Source organism: Pseudoalteromonas sp. S1650 (assembly GCF_005887195.1).
Taxonomy (GTDB): Bacteria; Pseudomonadota; Gammaproteobacteria; order Enterobacterales; family Alteromonadaceae; genus Pseudoalteromonas; species Pseudoalteromonas simplex.
In genome coordinates this window covers 1-20443 of sequence record NZ_PNDF01000002.1, presented here as the reverse complement: position 1 = coordinate 20443, position 20443 = coordinate 1, and the positions used below count along the sequence as shown (strand labels likewise).

Sequence of the window (20443 nt, the reverse complement as noted above, 5' to 3'; positions counted from 1 at the left end):
TGGTTGCTGTTACGGTTACAGATATCACACGCGACACCTGATGGAAGGCATGCTGTCGTGATAATAGATGGCGCAGGCTGGCACACATACGATACAGCTGCAGAATTTAAAACCCTGATAAAGCTCCCACCTTATTCACCAGAGCTAAATCCAATAGAGCAAGTATGGAGCTGGATACGACAGCATTGTTTATCCAATAGAGTGTTTTCGGGCTATGACGAAATTGTTGATGAAGTTTCAAAGGCATGGAATCACTTTATTTCAATCCCGGATCGAGTACAGAAAGTGTGTATTCGGGAATAGATTAAATTGATTTAATCTTTATGCGGAATGATATTACTTGGCTATTGAGCAAGCATCTAAAAAATGGACGATACCGATAAAAAATTGTAAACCGGCCTTAAATCGATTTATGAGCGAATTTGAAGGCTAGTTAAAAGACGTTATTTAAACTGGCGGTTACACAAAATATGCAACAAACTCCGATTTATTCTTAAACTAAGAATGAACTTTCATAATACTGAAAGTTCATTATTTTTACGCTTAATTAAGTTGTCAAATCACCTAATTCATCAACCAAGTCCTTTATTTTGGAAACTGCGCTCCATTTCGCGTCAAGCGCTTCTTTTATGCTTTTTGAAACACTATGAATCTTATTTTTATCATGGTGAATTGGCAATGTGAGTTCTTTCCACCTATCTCCAATATTCGGTAATGTTGTCTCAATAAGTATTTTGTTCTTTGCTTGTTCTTGTGTAATCCAATGACTTAATAAATAAAGTAAATAATATGGGGTTATTCCAAGGTCATTATTATTAACACGCAATACCAATATTTCTCTTGTAAGTAAAACATCTTTATCGTGAGGGGATACCATAGCTACACTTCCAATGCGATAGCTTCCTCGTCTAACATAGACAATATCTCCAACTTCGAGCTTCTTATTGTCGGAACGCATTTTGTTGAAAACTTCTACTGGTATTTTTGATGTAGGATCTTTATAAATTTCCCAATTAACAATGTCCTTAACTCTAATATATGGAACGTCACCTTTTCCTTTATTTTCTGATTCGGGTGAACCGTGGCCATCAAAGTGAGAGATTATACCTTGCTTGATTAACTCATTTATTTTGATTAATGAACAACCTGAATCAGCAGCTTCTCTTTCTAGCTGCTCTTCTTTTTGTTTCCAGTAATATCTAGGAACATATACTTTAGAGGTCGCAACTCTTGAAGAATCTACCCAAAAGGTATAATCGCTATCAAGAGCTTTATTTTCCTCAATTAATTTGGAAGTCCAATTTTTAAGATCATTCTTCGATAATTGAGATTTTAGTTTTTCAATTTCGTTTCGAATTAGTCCACAGTCATCCCACAACTCATTTGTTGATTTTTTAGTTTTATGGTTCCATCGAAATATTTCTTTTCCTTGGTGGTCATGTCCCATTTCTTCCGCTACACACATTAAAATCTTTTTCTGTTGTGGCACGTTCTTTTCAACAAACACAGCTATACATTTTGCATTATTGTGTGGTCTAAATGTGTTGTGTGGTAAATCAACTAAACAAAAAATGTTATGTTTGGCTAAAAACTGCATAACATATCCAGCTCTTGGCGCGTGGAAATAAGTTTCTGGGATAATTATCCCAACTCGCCCCCCATCAGTAACCAAATCAAGGCAGCGCTCAACAAAAAGTATCTGTGGAGGCATTTCGGTATTTCTTTTAGACTGAGCTATAAATTGCTCACCATCTTTTTTCCATTTCTTTGCTAGCTCATATTGAGCTAATTTATCTGTACCTACTACTTTTATGTCTTTTCCAAAAGGGGGGTTAGCAAGTAAACAGTCAAAAGAATTGAAGTGTATAGCCTGTTGTGAAGCTCTTGACCAAATTGAAGGTTTTTCTAAACTGTCCTCACAATAAATACCACCCTTACCATCACCTAAAATTGCCATATAGGCTTTTGCCACTTTGGATAAGAAAGAATCTTTCTCTATTCCAAATATTAAACTCATTGCTGCTTTTTGCTTTTCTTCTTGTAGAGCTAAATCATTCCAACCTAATCGTTTAGCTTCAATGTCTTGTTTTGACCAAACATGTTTTAAAGACTCCACAATGAACCCGCCAGTGCCACAAGCAGGATCAATAATAGTTTCTTCAGTAGATTGCTCAATAATATCAGCCATTAACTTTACAATATTCCGAGGAGTAAAAAATTGCCCTTGTGGACCTTTCAGGGCATACCCAATAAACGTCTCAAAAGCATCTGCAATAACGTCTCTCTCCGCATCAATTAAGCAAAAGTTTTGAAGCTGACCAACGGCAAAATATAAAGAATTATCATCCAAAGAGATAGCATCGTTAAAATCAATAACATCTTTATATTTGGCTTTAACTTTATCAAATAAATCTTTAATTCGTTTACTAACTACTTTTGGAGATTCATTTATACCAGCTCTAAAATCAACTTTTTCATTTTGAGCTTTAAACTTTTCATCATAAATTTTAGTGAAAACTAGATTAATTAATTGTTTAGCTAACTCTTCATCCCGTGTTGTCCCAACTGCATTTCCTGCTAAGTGATTTCTTAACAGTTTAAACACAGTTTTTAGGTTATGTGGTGCCTTTAAATCTTTACGGTAGAATTGCCCAATATCTTCTAACCTTTCACCACGTTTAGGGATATTCGGTAGCTTAGAGAAATGAACCCCATCTTCTTTAATGTGCTTTTGAATATAAATTGGAGCGTCAATACCATTAAACCAAACACCCAACGTGGCATAAGAAAGTCTTAGATAATCTTCTAGTTGTTTAATACCGTCTTTTTCTGATTTTTTCTTGCACTCAACTACAATATATAGATCTTCTTCTCTTTTTTTATTGTCTTTGAAGATTGCAATATCTAAAGGATATGTCCCCCTAGTATCAGAAGGAGAAGCCTTTACTCTAAACTGTGGTCTAGTTTGAATTTGTTGTTTATCATAACCATAGTCGTCAACTAAAATTTTGGAAAATGGTTGAGTCGCTTCAATCTCTTCTGCACCTGCTTTAACTTGGGTTCCTGAGATAAAGTCAAGTACATAGCCTTCTTTTAATTCCACTTTTTATCCTAAATCCATATTTTGTGTATCGTCATATAATAAATTAAATGATAAGATCTGTGAAGTATGCACACATATCTTCTGTGAACAAAGTCAGGAGTTTTGTCTATTTTAGCTTTTTAATATTTGCACCGGAAGCGCTACTCAAATTATCAGCAACACTTTCAACAAAAGATAATACGTTTGGCTCATCAGTTGCTGCATTATAGTATGCAATCAAAACCCCATTGAAGAAACAGCTTTATCACCGTCTTCCGAAGAAATTGAACATAAATCCATAGTTACTCCAGCTCATATATTTTTGCCAATGCCATCATAAGCGTTAAATCGCGGCCGGTTCTGGGAAAAAGGTTTAAATTTAACTAATTGTAGTCTGGGGCGTTGTCACTGGTTTAATCAAGGTATTCTAATTATGTGGGTTCTTTGCGACATCAATGCTGCTTACGTTTCGTTTTGCCAACTATTTAACCCCCAATACGACTTTGATAAAACCCCTTTTGGAGTGCTCAGTTCGAACCAGGGTAACGTAGTAGCTCGAAATCAAGCTATCAAAGATTTAGGTATCAAAATGGGAGAGCCTGCATTTAAAGTTAAGCAGCTGGTGGCTGCGCATGGTGGCCACTTATGGGGGAGTAATTTCACGCTGTTTGGTGATTTGAGTAACCGTTTTCATACCGAGTTAGAGTATTTCCTATTCGATACAATGCGATACTCTGTTGATGAATGCTTTGGGCGCATCGATATAAACTATACAAAGGATATAAAAGAGTACGCGCACATCATACAGAGGACACTTAAGAGGAACTTAGGTGTTGGCTGTGGCTTGGGCATATCTCAGACAATGACACTAGCCAAGCTGGGAAGTCATTGCGCCAAAAAGAAAGAGTGGAAAGAACACACTAAAGGCGTGGTTTTATTAGATTCACAATACAAAATTGATTGGGCTCTCAAACATACTCCTGTAGAGGATATTTGGGGGGTTGGAAGTAGAACTACTAAAAAGCTAAATAAATTTGGAATCTATACGGGATATGACCTTAAAAATGCCGACATTAGTTGGATCAAAAAGACGTTCACAGTTGTTCTTGCCCGTACTGTGGAAGAGTTACGAGGAAAACCTGCGGTAGAATTGAAAGATATAAACGACTCTCGCGATAGAATTTGCGTATCTCAGAGTATGAGAAAACCGGTGATAGAGCTTACGGAGCTTTCTGAAGCTGTTACAGCTCATGCAACAAAGGCAACTTTTAAGTTTCAAGGCTGAAAATGGAATTACAATCTAAAACAATACGTTAATTTTATTACTTCAAATTAAACATCACTTTGGCGCATCTTTTTGCACAGCCCCAGCAGAAAGCGCTTGTTTTTTGAACAACACACGTATAATGTAAAAGTCTTAATTAATATAAAACCAAAAGAAAAGGAGTTCTATCAGATGTATCTATTCGTAATAAACCAAAACTCACAAAGTAACGGAGATCACGAAGTTCATAATAAAAGCATTGGTTGCTCATATATGCCTAACCCAGAAAAACAAGTATCTCTTGGTTACCATAATTCCTGTTCGAGTGCTATTTCTGCAGCCAAAAGCAAGTGGCCTCAAAATAAAATAAACGGCTGCTTTTACTGCTGCAACGCTTGCCACACTAGCTAAATAGCATTAGGGGCTATGCACTTGCTACATAGTTTTTTAAAGGAGAATACAAGCCTAAACGCAATGAAAAGCTTAGATGTATACCGTTAACAAAAATAAGTAATGAACCTCGAACCAACTTTAGTTAGAGTTGATTCGAGGGTTAATTTTAAGCAGACCTTTTATGGAATAGTATGGGAAAAGTTACCTTAAGCACTTATGCATAAGATTAGTTTCAACTGAGAACATAAAATATAACTCCATCTTAACCCCTCACAGCCCTACTAAAGCAATAACTTGAAAATAAAAGAAAGAGAAAAAAACTATCGGTAGTGGAGCTATCACTAAAACTAGAGCTAGAATATTTACAGTTCGTGGACGATTAAAGCTTATCTTAGGGTGAGTCTTATAATATGCCACTTTACTATTTTTATATAATTTTTCAGATAAAATAGTAGCTTGGCTCAGCCTGTTAGCTTTCTCATCATCAAAGAAAAAGCCATTAACTAATTTTTTTAATGAAGCTTCATTATATGAAATCCCTATTATTTCCAAGAATTCAATAAAGGTATCTCCATCTTCAAAATCAAAATCATAATGCTCTTTTAGTTCAACTCTTATATTTCTGAGCTTCATCAGCAACAGTTGCTCTTTATGTCTCCAAATATATGATTTTTCGTCAATATTTTTGTTATCTAAAGTAGTCCAAAATTCAAAGATTTCTTCTAAAGCTTCTTTAACAATTAAATGATACTCTTTTAGGCAATCTTTAGCCTCAGTTCTAGTTGCATTTATTATAGAAATCGAAAAGATTACAATCCAACCAACTACAGTTGCAATAAAAGTAAACAATACGTTTTACCTATTCATTTTTGCTGCAAAACCTTGATGAGATTTTGAAGCGTTTGTAATATATTTCTCAATCCTTTTAACGTCATAACTATCGTCAGAAACTAAAGTTAAACGTGTCGTGAGTTCGGTAGAGGAAAACTTATTCGATCTCACCAAACCGCCAAAAGTTTCTTCTAAAAAAGAAGACCCTAATTCAACATCCAAACCATTCAAATCCAATTCAACATGCTCATTAGAAAGTAATGCAGGAATTAAAATAGTGTCTCGAAAAACCTCAGCGCTGTATTTACTATCAGATTTATATCTACCAAACGGAGACTTACTAAAATCTTTTAAATTTAGCTTAATCATCAAACTCTAAACTCCATTCAATAATTGTGGAAGAAACTGTATCTAAATGTTGTAATACCGTAACGTTTTGTTTATCAAATTTCACCTCTCCTTTATGGCTGTAAATACATAAAAAGTCATTTTCACAACTTAATTCAATAGGGTGCTTCATATCTTCCGACCCAAGCCCCCGACCATCTTTGCCTGTAGAAGTTACTCCCTCCTGCATTGCAAATTGAATAGCAGCAGAATCAAGATTCATGTTTAATTTATCTGGGTACCCTTTGGCTATAGAGCTCGCAACTCCAACCCCCCTATCAAGAATAATACATTGTAAGTGCTTTCGCTTATTTTCATCTTCAACGACTTGAGCACATGCCCACCACCGAGACTTCATGAATGAGTGAGTCTTATCACTATATGCATGATGCAGAACATTTAATAACCCTTCATCAATTGCTGTTGATAAGCGATTTGGCAACTTATCAAGCTTGTATTTCTTACAAATGTGTTCTGATAACCTTTTTGCATCTTTCTTAGGAATGTTACCAGTTAGATAATTACTACCAGTTAGGAACAGCTGCTCAAAATCTTTGTCTCTGAAGCAACTGAGAGCTGCAAGTAGACCTGTAGAAGATAATAACCCTTTAATTACAGGATCTTTAGGCTCTATTACTACAACATTAAGGCGCCCATTCGAGTTAGGGCCATAATACCTAGCACGCTGCACTGTAGAAAGAAAAAGTACTGACGCAGCAGCAGAAATGAATTCAAGCTGGCTTAAATCTAAGAGCAAAGGTACTCCATTTTTAAAAATAACTTGATCACATTTATTTAAGAAAATTAGTGTTTCGGATCTAAGCTCATTTGAATACAAGCACATTCTTCTGGGAGATGTCACGCAAATGGGTTTAATTAAATCAACCATGCTTCTCTCTAAATACGTCTTTACATTCAACAATACAGTATATTTAGATTTAAAACTATTAATTTCAGTTGGTTAAGCTTTTATTCTGAGTGTGTTTTTTAACTTATTTAGCCAAATAAACTCGTTTACTCTCTTTACCATTTGTACTATCAGGCGGAAGCACTCTGTAAACCACTCTAAAGGCAATTATCTTTTTGAGTGTTGTTTATTGTGGTCAACTAATTCCGGACAGTGAATTAAGTTTTTCTTCTGCTATAGCAGGGGCAACCATTTGATTATGGCTATGTGGCCTGCGCCAGTTATAATAATTCATCAAATAATTACTAATATCTTTTTCAGCTTCATGATACTTACTATAACCTAATGAGGGAATCCATTCTGTTTTTAAACTTCTAAATAAACGCTCCATTGGCGCATTGACGCTCCTATGTCAAGGTCACGTTAGCTTTGATAAATCAGAAACTATAATTGGGTATAACTCTCTTGCAATGTAACGTTTTAAACAGCGCTGGAGCTCCTTATTTGATTTCCCTTCTGATGAACACTTTTCTACATATTTCCTAGTTCTGAAATCATTACGCATTCAAATTAAAGCTACAGTCCAAAGTGCATTATTAGCATCTCTTGCACCGCCTCTGTTTAACCTATGACGTTGCTTTTTAACGGAGGATGCATCTAAGGGACTAACTCCACATAAGGCTGCTAATGATGATTCCTTCTTGGGTCGCTCAGGGTTGTCACCAGCAGTCACAGTAGTGTAGCTGCGACATAGCTTCCAATACCATACTGTTCTAGTAACGTTGAAGCAGCTGAGTTGGTTAATGCTTTAAGTTTCTTATCAATTGTTTTAGCTCTTGTGACAGCATCACCCATCGCTCTGCTAGCGGCTTTAACATTGATATTAATGTTTCTTCGAGTATGTTTTCGGAATTCATTTCTAATGCTTTACAAGCAACAATGCAGCGGTAGCTTGAAGGAACATAACACTGTTGACGAATATGCTCTGGTGCTGTCACAAGTAAAGCTCGAATTTGATTTATTGCTTGTGTCTTAGATTTTATAGAGCTTTTCCTTGCGACAACTAAAAACCTTATTGCTTCAACTATGCCATCATGAGATTTAGGGATTGCCGTAGACTCTTTGGCTAATACCGAACGAGCCGAATTTTCAGCATCAGTTAGATCCGATTTACCTCTTAACCTTCTTACTGCGCGATTAGGGCGGTTAACTTCAAAAACACTAATTTTTTCTATTGTAAGAACTTACATAAGCCAGCACCATAGGTGCCTGTTCCTTCTAACCCTGCTTGGGTTACCTTTACAAATGATTTGCACCATGTGTACAGTTGGCTATAGTCGGTTGAATTTACAGTAAACTCTTGGGTGTCGACAACTTGACCAATATCATTAACGAGTACAGCAACATGGTTATCTAAATGAGTATCGACACCTAATGTTAAATTGTTAGAAATGTCATTGCGATTCATATCCTCAGCCCTCACAGCCTCAGTAACAGGACTGGACACAGATGTTGTAATACAATGCTCCTATTTGGTCACTAATACTGAATATCATGAAATGACTGACTAATGAATATCGACAGGTCAACACAAAGATATTTTATCTATGTCCCAACAATTCCCTCGGCGACTCATACTTTGCTCTATCCGGTAACGCCACAGTCTTTGTTGAAACCTTCTTGCGTTGTACTGACTGCCTTGATCTGAATGAAACATCAATCCAGATGGTTTGCCTCGCTGTTCGTATGCTCTATCTAATGCTTTGATAACTAAGTCAGTGTCAGGTTTATCAGACATTGCCCAACTAACCACACGGCGAGCAAATAAATCGATAATAACAGCCAGATAAGACCATTTTTTACCCGTCCAAATATAGGTGATATCCCCACACCAAACTTGATTTGCGCTATTTACTTGAAACTCACGATTAAGTTTGTTTGGAATATCTGGTCGCTCCGCCGTCGCTAATTTATATGAATGAAGCCCAGGTTGTTTACAGAACAACCCCATATCACGCATGATACGGCGTAAAACGCCTACAGGTAAATCAGCTTCTTTTAGCATCACCGTCAACATGCGGCTACCAGCAGCTCCACGACTGAGTGAAAATAGCTCGTTAATTGTTGATCTAAGCTGCACCTCTTCAAGTTTAATTGATGTCACACGCTGCTTAAAATCGTAATAACTCGAACGCGGAACATTTAATACGCTACAAACCATTTCCACTGACTCATGCTCACTTGATTGATCTATCAACGAATATTGTTGATCTCGTCTGACATTAAGAGAGCGGTAGCCTTTTTTAAAATTGTTTTCTCTCTTTCAAGCCGACTAACTTTAGTTTCAAGCTCTTGAATTCTAAGCTACTCAGGAGTAAGCGCTTTAGAATTTGGTGTTGTGCCACCACGCTCTTCTTGTAATTGCTTAACCCAACGCCGAAGAGCTGTTTCACCGACTTTTAGTGAACGAGCAGCTTCTGGAAATGAGTATCCATCATCAAGGACTAATTTTGTTGAATTAAGTTTAAACTCTTGCAAAAAAGAGCGACGTTGTTTTGTCATAGAACACCTCTGTTTGAGTGGTAATAATACCACCTAAATTAGTGTCCGGTTTCATTGAAGCACAACAAATGTGATCAAAGAGGCTATTTAGCAGGAGCAACAGAGCAACCCCTGTTAAAAATTTATTTTAAGCCGATCTCTTTAAGAATAGATCGCGCAGCATTTTTTCCGTTTAAAGCAAAGCCAACGCTATGACCACTTCTATCTTTAAGAATTAACAAGTTTGAATCTATCCACATATCACGTACTACCATATCATCCGAAACAGTATCTAGCTCATTTATTGGTAGCTTATATCTTAGATTATACTCATAACCTCTCATATCCCATTCAGCCATATAGATGCCCTTATCTGTAATAAAAAATACTCCCCATTGCTGTAGCTCTTTATTCTCATACATAGTTGTCCACTCTTTAAAATGAACCCTATTTGAGCCATCTTTTACAGTATCTAAAATTACGGGCTCAAAAGCAGAAGTATTAATTGGGCCAGTCACCGTTTGCATTGGCCCAGGAGAAGCACAGCCACCAATAGCTAGAACACTTGCGATTAATACTAAAGGTTTCTTATTCAACACACTAAATATCCTTATATAAAGTAGAGAGGTACATAATAAAAGATCCGATAGTTTCATCTATGATTACTTTTGTAAATAACTAATTTGAATATGTAATCATCTTAGTTTTTTAGAAGTAATGATAAAATATTCTTTGCATTGGCAAAGCTCTTACTCTCGCTTGCATGCCTGGTTTTACTTTGCCTTCTACTATTGTCTTTCACTTAACCATAAAAGCATACGTTATGGAGGTATCAACTATTTGTTTAATTATTAAGCTCTTTTACTTTTAAGGCTAACTCCATGGAAACTAAAAGCAAAGGTGTACTTTGGGATTTACTATATTGATCTAAGTTTACTAAAAATAGCAAATAAACTCTTGTTATTATAAACTAATACTTTATTACGTATTGATTCAACAAGCTCGTTTGCTGAAAGCGTAACAATCAGCAACTTTCCACCTCAACATGAAGAAGGCTCATTAATGGACATACATGATATAAACATTCTGCCAAATGGAATTATTGAAATTGAAGAACTTCTCAAACAACACCCTTCATGCCATTTTAATTTTGCAAACATAAAGAAACCCTTTGCCCCTTCAGAATTAACCGAAATGAGTCATATCGGTTACTTAATTAAAGGCCTTAATATTGAGCTGGATTCTTGTGACTCTATAGAAATAGAAGAACTATATCCTTTTACTGAAATTGAATTCCTGAGGTTAAACTTTACGAATTGTCAGCTTTTCATTGAAGACTTAAGTTCTCTTCAATATTGGCTAATGGAATTAACTAATTTAAAAGTCATCATCTTGGAATATGGGCAGAAAGATAATGGTTTTTTTGAAGTAATAATAAACTCATTGTCACGATGTAGAACTTCCCCATTAACTGTCATTTTTGAGCTTCAAAAAAGAAAAGGCCCTAAAAAGATTGAGCCAACTTTTAATTTCACTTCAATCTCATTAGATAAATGTAATTTGTACATTGCCCCGAAGATGAATATCAACAAAGATTCACTTGAAAGATTTCTAGAGCAAAATATACCTATAACTAATGTATCATTTAAGGATTTTCAATTCTCTGGTCATTTAGAAGTAGAAAATGGAGAGTGGCAATTAGATGTTAATTCACTCGTACTAGTGCAATATAAAGAGGTTATTTTTTCTTTTGAGGGTAGAGATGACGACGGAAGATTCAAATGTTCTGGTAGGTCTATCTGGAAGAGTGCGGAAAAAGGCTTTTACTTTGCCGCTAACTTACCAGTTAGATACTTGGATTTTAATGATGATGAGGAATATGCAAGTATTAAATTTAATAAAGTAGAAATTGATGATTTTGGGGATTGTATCGTGAGGGGTGTATGGATTCAAAACCGCGAGGAATGGATAATTGAAGGTAAACTCGCCAAAACATAAAGCTTTATACTAATGAAAGTTAAATATCTTAGTTTTTTATGGGAAGCACACTTCCCTTTAAGAAATTATTAATGCCTTTGAATAAATACCTCTTTTGCTGCACAAGCTGATACTGTTATTACTTTTATAGTAAACACCATTTAAAGTTTCCTGATTTTAGCTACTTTAATTTTAGATGAAGAAACTAAACTTGCGGGTTCACTTGAAGCTAAATTTTGGAAAATAAAATTCTTTTTAATGCCTTGGCAGGATATGAAGAAGATCTACCTCGGCATTGTAACTGATATAGAGGCCTAGATAGCATTCCACCTTTAACTTGACTCAAGCGCTTTAACTTTTTTAGTTGCACTAAATCTTCTGTGACCACATTTGGCAATATGGCTATTCCCATTCCTTGTGCGACTGAGCGAGCTATAGCTTCATTACTCCCTAGTTGCATACTATTGGTAACTTTTATACCTTGCTTTTCTAACATTTTAACTGACATTTCACGTGTTCCAGAACCTGGCTCACGGAGTAACCAAAACTGTTGGCTAAGCCATTCATTTAAATTAGGGCTAGGCTTAAAATGAGGTGGGATAACGACACTCATCAAATCATCTTGCCAGTGTGTAGGTACTATCTTTTTTTCTGTTGGTGTCCCTTCAACAAGAGCCAAGTCAATAGAGCACTCAAGCAAAGCATGTTCAATTTTTTCCGTATTTTCGACCTTCACTTCAACTTTTATATTTGGGTAAGCACTACAGAACCTGGCTAAGTAAGGTGGTAACCAATAACTTGCAATTGTAGTGCTAGTACCAATGACAATTGTGCCACGCTTTAGTCCGGTACGTGACTTTATATCGTCTATTGCCGTCTTTTCAATAGCAAAAATATTACGAGCATGTTCATATAAAGCAACTCCGCCCTCAGTTAATGCGAGTTTTCTCCCTTTGGTGGCACGTTCGATAAGTTTAAGACTTAATTGATGCTCTAGCTCTTTTAACGCTTTAGATACCGCTGGCTGACTGATGAAAAGAGTTTCTGCCGCACCCGAGAAACTTTGCAATTTCGCTACAGTATAAAAGACTCTCAATGCGTGCAAGTTCATAAGATAACCTAAAGTTATTAAATCATAAAATTAATGTATTGGAGTTATATTTTGGGTCTTTCTAAAATGCAGTCAAGTAAATAAAGCAACTTATTGAAGGACGTTTATGTTGTTCTATACGCGGTGTCTATTTAAATCCCAAACAAAAAAACTCACAGATAGTCGATGGTGGTTGGGCCTAATGTTGGTAACTACATTAGCAAGTATATCAATAGCCCTAAGTAAACTTTCCGTTTTGCAAAATGCACAAGTTAGTTCACTCACTATTGGAATTATCCTCGGCATCATAGTAGGAAACAGTTTGTTTTCCCGTATCGCAACTCATACTGATATTGGAGTAGACTACGCAAAAAGCTTCTTACTTAAAGCTGGCATCATTTTATTTGGCTTTAGAATTACATTCTCACAAATAACAGAAATTGGTTGGTTAGGGCTAGTTATTGATTTAGCCATATTACTTGGTACATTTATCCTAGCGATTCAGTTAGGTAAACGTTTATTTAAACTTGATGAGCAAACAACTATTCTTATTGGTGCTGGGAGCTCTATTTGTGGTGCTGCAGCAATAATGGCAACAGAACCAGTTATTAAAGCACAAGCACATAAAGTATCTATTGCGGTTGCAACAGTCGTTGTATTTGGAACGCTAAGTATGTTTACTTACCCCTTAATGTTTGAATATATAGGGTTGAGTGAATACGAGTACGGAATTTTTGTTGGTTCAACCATTCATGAAGTAGCTCAGGTAGTTGCTGCGGGTACCGCCATTAGTGCAAATGCAGCCGACACGGCAGTAATTGAAAAAATGTTAAGGGTAATGATGCTTGCCCCATTTTTGTTTGGTTTATCATATTGGCAAAAACGAAAGGATACAAAGAAAAACTATAACTTAGAAAAATCTTCAGGCCTATCAATTCCTTGGTTTGCGGTTTACTTCATTTTAGTAAGTGGATGTAATTCACTAATTAACCTATCCCAGAGTACAACAAACAATATTGTGTGGTTTGATGATATATTACTCACTATCGCCATGGTGGCATTGGGACTACGAACTCACATTGGGGCAATTCGTCAAGCTGGAATAAGACCCCTACTTTTGGGAAGTTGTTTGTTTTTATTTTTAACGTTAGGCGGTTTCGGAATTAACACTGGAGTAAAAGCACTTTTATAATTGGGTTCAACTACAGGCGGATCGTTAAAAGTGCAAAATATGATTAGTCTGATCTTGCTTCCTAGTCGTTAGCGTGTAGACGTGAAATCTCTCTCAAATACAGTAATAAAAATTTATACTACATGATTTTTTAAGAGGAGCGCTTGACCGCACCTGCGAAGGCAAAATTTAGCGGTCAAGCGATAAACTGTTATGAATGTTTATGGTTGAGAATTCAGCTCAATTGGAGAGAAAAAATCAGAAATAGGAGGTTTAGCTGTTTCATTGGGCCAAAGTATATTCTCTACTTGTTTGCTCTGCTCCCAATGAACAAAGTCAGGAGCTTTGTCTATTTTCGCCTTTTTAATATTGGCACCAGAAGCGCTACTCAAATTATCAGCAACACTTTCAACAAAAGATAACACGTTTGGCTCATCAGTTGCTGCATTATAGTATGCAATCAAAACCCCATTGAAGAAAACAGCTTTATCATCGTCTTCCGCAGAAATTGAACATAAATCCATAGTTACTCCAGCTCATATATTTTTGCCAAAGCTATCATATGCATTAAATCGCGCCTGATTCTGGGAAAAAGGTTTAAATTTAACTAATAATTGATGAAATCACATAGACCGCGAGCCTAAAAGAAACTTCTTGGTTGTAATGTGGAATATTCACATCTAAAATTACTGTTTATTTGTACAGTATTTTGTGATTATGCTTAGCAAACTTACCCCTTCAACCACAAAGCTACCTATTGCAGACTTTTCAGTTGCTGCAGGTTTCCCCAATCCATGCGAAGATCACCTATCCGACTCAATCAGTTTAGATGAGCTCCTAATTAAGCGCCCTAGTAGTACATTCCTATTCAGGGTGTCAGGCAACAGCATGTCCCCAGACATTACTGACGGCTCGATAATAGTTGTAGATAGGTCAGTAACAATTAAAACTGGACGAATCGTATTAGCTACATTAGACAACGAATTTGTTGTGAAAGAACTACAATTAAAAAACAACAAAGCCGTTTTTATTAGTAAAAACCCCGACTTCGAGCCAATTGAAATTGATATCGATGAATACAATGACTGGGATACCCATGTAGTCTGGGGCGTTGTCACTGGTTTAATCAAGGTATTCTAATTATGTGGGTTCTTTGCGACATCAATGCTGCTTACGTTTCGTTTTGCCAACTCTTTAACCCCCAATACGACTTTGATAAAACCCCTCTTGGAGTACTCAGTTCGAACCAGGGTAACGTAGTAGCTCGAAATCAAGCTATCAAAGATTTAGGTATCAAAATGGGAGAGCCTGCATTTAAAGTTAAGCAGCTGGTGGCTGCGCATGGTGGCCACTTATGGGGGAGTAATTTCACGCTGTTTGGTGATTTGAGTAACCGTTTTCATACCGAGTTAGAGTACTTCCTATTCGATACAATACGATACTCTGTTGATGAATGCTTTGGGCGCATCGATATAAACTTTACAAAAGATATAAAAGACTACGCACACACCATACAGAGGACACTTAAGAGGAACTTAGGTATTAGTTGTGGTTTGGGTATATCTCAGACAATGACACTAGCGAAACTTGGAAGTCACTGCGCCAAAAAGAAAGAGTGGAAAGAACACACCAATGGTGTGGTTGTATTAGATTCACAATACAAAATTGATTGGGCTCTCAAACATACTCCTGTAGAGGATATTTGGGGGGTTGGAAGCAAAACAACTAAAAAGCTAAATAAATTTGGTATCTATACGGGATATGACCTTAAAAATGCCGACATTAGTTGGATCAAAAAGACGTTCACAGTTGTTCTTGCCCGTACTGTGGAAGAGTTACGAGGAAAACCTGCGGTAGAATTGAAAGATATTAACGACTCTCGCGATAGAATTTGCGTATCTCAGAGTATGGGAAAACCGGTGATTGAGCTTACGGAGCTTTCTGAAGCTGTTACAGCACATACAACAAAAGCAGCGTTTAAGCTTCGTCGATTTAAATCTTATACATCAGCAATAACAGTATTCATCCACACAGATTCATTTAGACAGGCAGAGCCGCAGTATCATAAGTCACAATCAATAAAACTACCCTACCCCACAGCGGATACATCTACACTGGTGTCTTATGCAAGCTTTGCATTAAAAGCTATTTTTAAGAAGGGGTTCAATTACAAAAAAGCCGGTGTTATTTTTGATGAACTTTCATTACAAGATGATATGCAACAACTTGAGCTTTTATCGGAGACTTTACCACTGAATATTAGCTCAAAAACGTTAGTGATTGATGAGATAAATAAAAAATTTGGACGAAGTACATTGAAACTTGCAAGTGAAGGACTCTCTAAATCTTGGAGACCTAAAGACGATTTAGCACCGCTAAATTACACGACTAAACTCTCAGATATCCCTACTGCGAAAGCAAAGTAAATTAAAAGTAATTTTCAATTATTATAGCTCCCGAGTACAAGAGACAACCAAGGCAGCCTAGAATAATAGCAGTATTGAAAATAGACATGCCGATCTTGAATTTACGAGGTACCGTTTCTTCTTCCATGTTCAGACCCATTATGCAGTACTTGCTAAACTGTAGTTATTACTAAAGTCCAAATTAAAGTATTTTGGTAGTTTAAATTGGAACGCCAGCCCTAATTAAGATACAGCCTCTTGACATAATATAGTACAAATTTTGTGATGAAAAGAGTGAACCTTTCTTATTGAGCTAACGTAAGGTCAGAAATTACATAGGTATAATATCGTAATCAATAAGTCATGAAGAGCAACAAGTGCACCTATTAATTACACATGGCGTTACCATATTTTTAGAACTTATGTACTATACTTCATTGTGATTAGTCGCTCTGGAGTTCGAATGGCTGGATATCCTTACACATCACTTCACGATTTGGCACTTAAAGATATTGAGTGGGAACGTTGGCAAAGGCTCGTTAATTCAATTGCAGCGTTGTTCAACTCGCCAGTGGCATTTATAAATCAAGCATCCAACAAAGGCATTGAAGTTCTAGTTGCTTCAGAGTTACCTACGACCCATTATTCCCTAGGTGGCTCTGCAAGTATTGAAACTAATGTTTATTGCCATAAAGTAGTTAGAAGTAACTCGCCGCTCTACGTCAAAGATGCCTCAAAAACTAATGAATGGGATAATAACCCAGAAGTAATAGAAGATAATTACATATCGTACTTGGGCTATCCTATCCATTGGCCTGATGGTAAGTGCTTCGGTACTTTATGTGTTATGGATACGTCGCCGACTAATTACAAGCAACCTTTTCTTGAGATGCTTGAAGTATTAAGAGATGTGATCAGCAGTGATTTGGCACACCTTTATAGAGAGAGTGAATTAAAAATAGAAAGTCGATTAGATCCCTTAACTAAGATACATAATAGACGAGGCTTTGAAGAGGCCTTTATTCAATTTCAAAAATTAGGTAACCGACTTAACAGAGCAGCCCAATTACTTTTTATAGATCTAAATAACTTTAAGAAAATAAACCATACTCTAGGTCATAAAGCTGGTGACGAGGTTCTTAAGCGTTTTGCTAATATCCTTAGATCATGCATCAGAAATACATACCAAATGGAAACTTGACTGAAAAAGAACTCTTTCCTAGGCTTATTTTAGTATGATGCTAAGGTGCACTAATAGCAGTAATGAAAGAGAACAACTTTGAAACTAACTCAACCTTCAGTCCTTCAACAAACTTGCCTGACGTTCGCTTCTTAGAGCTCATTGAATCACTCTCAAAAGTAGCTGTTCAAGGCTACAATCGACATCGTGAAGTAATTTATTGGAATAAAGCAAGTACCTTTCTATATGGGTACACTCAAACAGAAGCTTTAGGAAAAAAGCTAGAAGATTTAATCATCCCTCCTTCAATGAAAAAGGATGTCATTGAAGCACATAAAAATTGGCTTGAACACAACATTCCCATTCCATCATCCGAATTAACTTTACAAAATATTAAGGGTCAGCCGGTGCCTGTTTTTTCATCTCATGTTTTATTAAAAACTAGGAGAGATGAGTTTGAAATGTTTTGTTTAGATATTGATATTTCTGAGCAAGTATCTGTTCGTAAAGCTTTGGAAAAAATGGTGTCTTATGATCCAATAACTAACTGTTTGAATCGTCATTCCATCGAGTTAGTTATTAATGAGCTTATAACAAGCAGTATAAAGGACTTTTCTCTACTATTTATCGATATAGATCGATTCAAAGGTGTGAATGATGTTTTCGGCTATGAATCGGGTGATGAATTCCTCCTTAAAGTTTCTGAACGCCTCTCTACCCCATTAGAAAAAACTGACTACATAGCTCGCTTTAGCGCTGATGAATTCATAGTTATTTTGAGTTCGGAGCCCTCATCAAATCATGAAAAATTCACTCAGCTTTTGATTGATTCATTTAATTCACCTTTAAAACTGCATGACCAACTGATTTTTACTTCAATTAGTGTCGGGATCTGTCGTTTTCCAAATGATGGAAAGTCAGTAAGAACTTTATTACAGTGCGCTGAAACTGCAATGTACGACGCCAAGAAAAATGGACGTAGTCAGTTTAGGATTTATAACAAAGCGATGAGCGATAGATCGCATTTTCAGATTGAGATATCACAGTACCTCAGAGAGTCACTAATACATGAAGAGTTTCACCTTGTATATCAACCCATCTACTGTGCTAAATCTGAAAAAATAGTTGCTTGTGAGGCACTATTGCGTTGGGATTCTAAAGCAAATAAAAACAATACTACTCCTAATACATTTATCCCCATTGCTGAAAAAGTCGGCCTCATGATCCCAATTGGTAACTTAATATTTCATATGGCCCTCAAAGAACTAAAAAAATGGCGTTCTAATGGTATAAATGATGTTCGTATGTTGATTAATATTTCAGGAAAGCAATTGCTCCAAAAGGAGTTCTTTTCACAGCTTTCTGAATTACTTGAAATATATGAACTTATCCCATCAGATATTGGACTAGAGCTAACAGAGCATGCCTTAATTGAAGCTGATGATGAACTTCTAAAAAACTTATCATTACTTCAAGTACAAGGCGTAGACATTGCTATTGATGATTTTGGGACTGGCTATTCATCTTTAAGTTACTTAAATAAACTCCCAGTTAACACGTTAAAGATCGATAAGTCGTTCGTAGACAATGCACCATACAGAAATAATGATAGTGCCATATTTGAAGCTATTGTGGATGTTGCGCATAAACTAGATCTTTTGGTTATTGCTGAGGGAGTAGAAACAACGCAGCATGTTGAATACTGCAAGTCTAAAAATGTCGACATGCTTCAAGGTTATAGCTATTCGAAGCCATTATCTTCACAAAAGCTGGAAAGTTTTTTATTACCGTCTAAATCTTAAGCAGCCAATAACACTACCCTTTTGAACATTAGTTTGGAACGTGATTTTAATGAGTAGGTAGCGTATTTTACCTAGTACTCAATACGGCTTTTCCCTTCTTTTTTCGCTTTATATAGCAGTTTATCAGCTTGCTTTATCACATCTTTAATGGGCAATTTTTTATGTAGCTCAACCACACCGGCACTAAATGTAAAATTCAACGCTTTATTACCATGGTTAATAAACATAGTTTTAACTCCACTTTGCAGCCTAACTAAAGCATTCTTAGCATCTATAACATTCACACCTTGAAACACAATAACGAACTCTTCGCCTCCAAAGCGAAAGATTAAATCCTCACGCCTAAGGAAAGTCTGAGCTATCTTTGAAAACCCCTTTAATACTTCATCACCTGCTTGGTGACCGTATGTGTCATTTATTGATTTAAAATTATCGAAATCAATAAAACCAATAGCCAAAGGCAAACTTTTTTGTACGTGGAGGCTTATAGTTTTTTCAATAACATCAAAAAAATACCGACGATTATAAACACCTGTTAAATCATCATAAAATACTAAATTAACAAGCTTATCTTCTAGCTTAGCTTGTTTTTTGGCCATGAATCGATAAGTACAACAATCAGCAATCAACTCAGCAAAATAAACTTCATCCCTATTCCACTCTCTGAAATTGACTTTTTGTTCAAAACAGACTACCCCGATAGGAATACCTTCACTAAAAATAATTGTATCAAGCATCGACTTGGTATTTTCTGTTTTTAAGTAAGTATAAGTGAAGTCTATTGTTCTATGATCAGTATGCGCATTATCAGCTATCATTGGGGCACCGAACTCTATTGCTTCAAAATAGCGCGGGTAATCACTCTTAGTTAAATATGGTAGGTCTTTAGGGGTATCATTAACTCCCCAATCTGTATTTGCAACACACTCTAAAATGTTTATTTCTGGATCCGAATTTAACAACCAAACAGAAATACGACTGACATTCAAAGTTTCAAGTGAATCTTGCAAAACTTGCCACATAAACACTTGCACCGGGCAACTGTAATCAACCTTCATTGATGCGTGGCGGCGGATTAAATTGGAGCTAAGTAGAATTTTATCGTAATTATCCAACCCCCACCCCCTTACAACTAACTATAGAAATCGTCGAAGAAATGTAACTTACACACATAAAGTTTACATAATGAAATCAGTTAACACGTAAATAATATACGCAATTCCATGAAAGCTCCAATTTGAATTAGAACAAAACACTTAGAGTGATAACTTGATGTGAACTACTCGCGCCTAAAGGCATCGAGCTTCCAAGATAATAGCCTAAGCTACTAACCTTTCTTTTTTGACGCTTCGTTGGACACCGCTAGTCGAGCTTTTGACTCGGCTAGTCTTTCGGGTGCCTAGTCGTCCACTT

General features: G+C 36.3%; 19 protein-coding genes and 2 pseudogenes. 8 read left to right on the top strand and 13 right to left on the bottom strand.

The window, feature by feature from the left end:
* A partial coding sequence (locus CWB80_RS00195) for a transposase (RefSeq protein ID WP_212751489.1) occupies positions 1-303 on the top strand: 303 nt, incomplete at its 5' end.
* Positions 304-547: 244 nt separating this feature from the next.
* Here the strand turns inward: CWB80_RS00195 and CWB80_RS00190 are convergent.
* Positions 548-3103 (bottom strand): N-6 DNA methylase, encoded by a 2556-nt coding sequence (locus CWB80_RS00190; protein ID WP_212751224.1) that lies wholly within the window; start codon positions 3101-3103, stop codon positions 548-550.
* Positions 3104-3515: 412 nt separating this feature from the next.
* Here CWB80_RS00190 and CWB80_RS00185 point away from each other — a divergent pair, with 412 nt between their 5' ends.
* Positions 3516-4367, top strand: a complete 852-nt coding sequence (locus CWB80_RS00185) for a Y-family DNA polymerase (RefSeq protein WP_138686267.1) — start codon at positions 3516-3518, stop codon at positions 4365-4367.
* A 642-nt stretch (positions 4368-5009) separates the two neighbouring features.
* Here CWB80_RS00185 and CWB80_RS00175 read toward each other — a convergent pair.
* From CWB80_RS00175 to CWB80_RS00140, 9 genes and pseudogenes are all read right to left on the bottom strand, one after another.
* Positions 5010-5588 (bottom strand): hypothetical protein, encoded by a 579-nt coding sequence (locus CWB80_RS00175; protein ID WP_138602378.1) that lies wholly within the window; start codon positions 5586-5588, stop codon positions 5010-5012.
* A 6-nt stretch (positions 5589-5594) separates the two neighbouring features.
* Positions 5595-5939 carry an STAS-like domain-containing protein gene (locus tag CWB80_RS00170; RefSeq protein WP_138602402.1) on the bottom strand — a complete coding sequence of 115 codons (345 nt, stop codon included), beginning with the start codon at positions 5937-5939 and terminating at the stop codon, positions 5595-5597.
* Complete coding sequence (locus tag CWB80_RS00165; protein WP_138602380.1) at positions 5932-6846, bottom strand: STAS domain-containing protein; 915 nt, start codon at positions 6844-6846, stop codon at positions 5932-5934. Before CWB80_RS00165 ends, CWB80_RS00170 begins: the two co-directional genes overlap by 8 nt.
* Positions 6847-7060: 214 nt before the next feature.
* Positions 7061-7264, bottom strand: a pseudogene (locus CWB80_RS00160) (integrase core domain-containing protein); the annotation flags it as partial.
* A gap of 165 nt (positions 7265-7429) precedes the next feature.
* A complete protein-coding gene (locus CWB80_RS23195) occupies positions 7430-7597 on the bottom strand; it encodes a transposase (protein WP_212751217.1) in 168 nt (55 codons plus the stop codon).
* A 67-nt stretch (positions 7598-7664) separates the two neighbouring features.
* Positions 7665-7862: a hypothetical protein gene (locus tag CWB80_RS22700; protein ID WP_212751218.1), complete on the bottom strand. Its 198-nt coding sequence runs from the start codon at positions 7860-7862 to the stop codon at positions 7665-7667.
* A 233-nt stretch (positions 7863-8095) separates the two neighbouring features.
* A complete protein-coding gene (locus CWB80_RS22695; protein WP_212751219.1) occupies positions 8096-8332 on the bottom strand; it encodes an IS110 family transposase in 237 nt (78 codons plus the stop codon).
* 141 nt (positions 8333-8473) lie between these two features.
* Positions 8474-9426, bottom strand: a pseudogene (locus CWB80_RS00150) (IS3 family transposase); the annotation flags it as partial.
* Between the two features lie 122 nt (positions 9427-9548).
* The gene (locus CWB80_RS00140) at positions 9549-10004 is read right to left on the bottom strand and encodes a hypothetical protein (protein WP_138602388.1); all 456 of its coding nucleotides are present in this window, start codon (positions 10002-10004) and stop codon (positions 9549-9551) included.
* A 463-nt stretch (positions 10005-10467) separates the two neighbouring features.
* Here CWB80_RS00140 and CWB80_RS00135 point away from each other — a divergent pair, with 463 nt between their 5' ends.
* The gene (locus tag CWB80_RS00135; protein WP_138602390.1) at positions 10468-11403 is read left to right on the top strand and encodes a hypothetical protein; all 936 of its coding nucleotides are present in this window, start codon (positions 10468-10470) and stop codon (positions 11401-11403) included.
* A gap of 208 nt (positions 11404-11611) precedes the next feature.
* On the opposite strand, the gene CWB80_RS00130 is transcribed toward CWB80_RS00135, so the two are convergent.
* Positions 11612-12493, bottom strand: coding sequence for a LysR substrate-binding domain-containing protein (locus tag CWB80_RS00130; RefSeq protein WP_138602392.1), 882 nt, complete (start codon positions 12491-12493; stop codon positions 11612-11614).
* Between the two features lie 106 nt (positions 12494-12599).
* Between CWB80_RS00130 and CWB80_RS00125 the strand changes: the two genes are divergently transcribed.
* Complete coding sequence (locus CWB80_RS00125; protein ID WP_138602394.1) at positions 12600-13664, top strand: YeiH family protein; 1065 nt, start codon at positions 12600-12602, stop codon at positions 13662-13664.
* A 200-nt stretch (positions 13665-13864) separates the two neighbouring features.
* Here the strand turns inward: CWB80_RS00125 and CWB80_RS00120 are convergent, their stop codons facing one another.
* On the bottom strand, positions 13865-14167 hold the full coding sequence (locus CWB80_RS00120; protein ID WP_138602396.1) for a hypothetical protein: 303 nt from the start codon (positions 14165-14167) through the stop codon (positions 13865-13867).
* A gap of 193 nt (positions 14168-14360) precedes the next feature.
* Between CWB80_RS00120 and CWB80_RS00115 the strand changes: the two genes are divergently transcribed.
* The 4 genes from CWB80_RS00115 (at position 14361) to CWB80_RS00100 (ending at position 19030) form a co-directional block, all read left to right on the top strand.
* Positions 14361-14783, top strand: coding sequence for a LexA family protein (locus CWB80_RS00115; RefSeq protein ID WP_138602398.1), 423 nt, complete (start codon positions 14361-14363; stop codon positions 14781-14783).
* A 2-nt stretch (positions 14784-14785) separates the two neighbouring features.
* On the top strand, positions 14786-16069 hold the full coding sequence (locus tag CWB80_RS00110; protein ID WP_138686266.1) for a Y-family DNA polymerase: 1284 nt from the start codon (positions 14786-14788) through the stop codon (positions 16067-16069).
* Positions 16070-16511: 442 nt separating this feature from the next.
* Positions 16512-17249: a sensor domain-containing diguanylate cyclase gene (locus tag CWB80_RS00105; protein ID WP_138602768.1), complete on the top strand. Its 738-nt coding sequence runs from the start codon at positions 16512-16514 to the stop codon at positions 17247-17249.
* 62 nt (positions 17250-17311) lie between these two features.
* Positions 17312-19030, top strand: a complete 1719-nt coding sequence (locus CWB80_RS00100) for a sensor domain-containing protein (RefSeq protein WP_138602770.1) — start codon at positions 17312-17314, stop codon at positions 19028-19030.
* 71 nt (positions 19031-19101) lie between these two features.
* Here the strand turns inward: CWB80_RS00100 and CWB80_RS00095 are convergent, their stop codons facing one another.
* Positions 19102-20145 (bottom strand): sensor domain-containing diguanylate cyclase, encoded by a 1044-nt coding sequence (locus CWB80_RS00095; protein ID WP_138602772.1) that lies wholly within the window; start codon positions 20143-20145, stop codon positions 19102-19104.
* Positions 20146-20443: the final 298 nt, after the last annotated feature.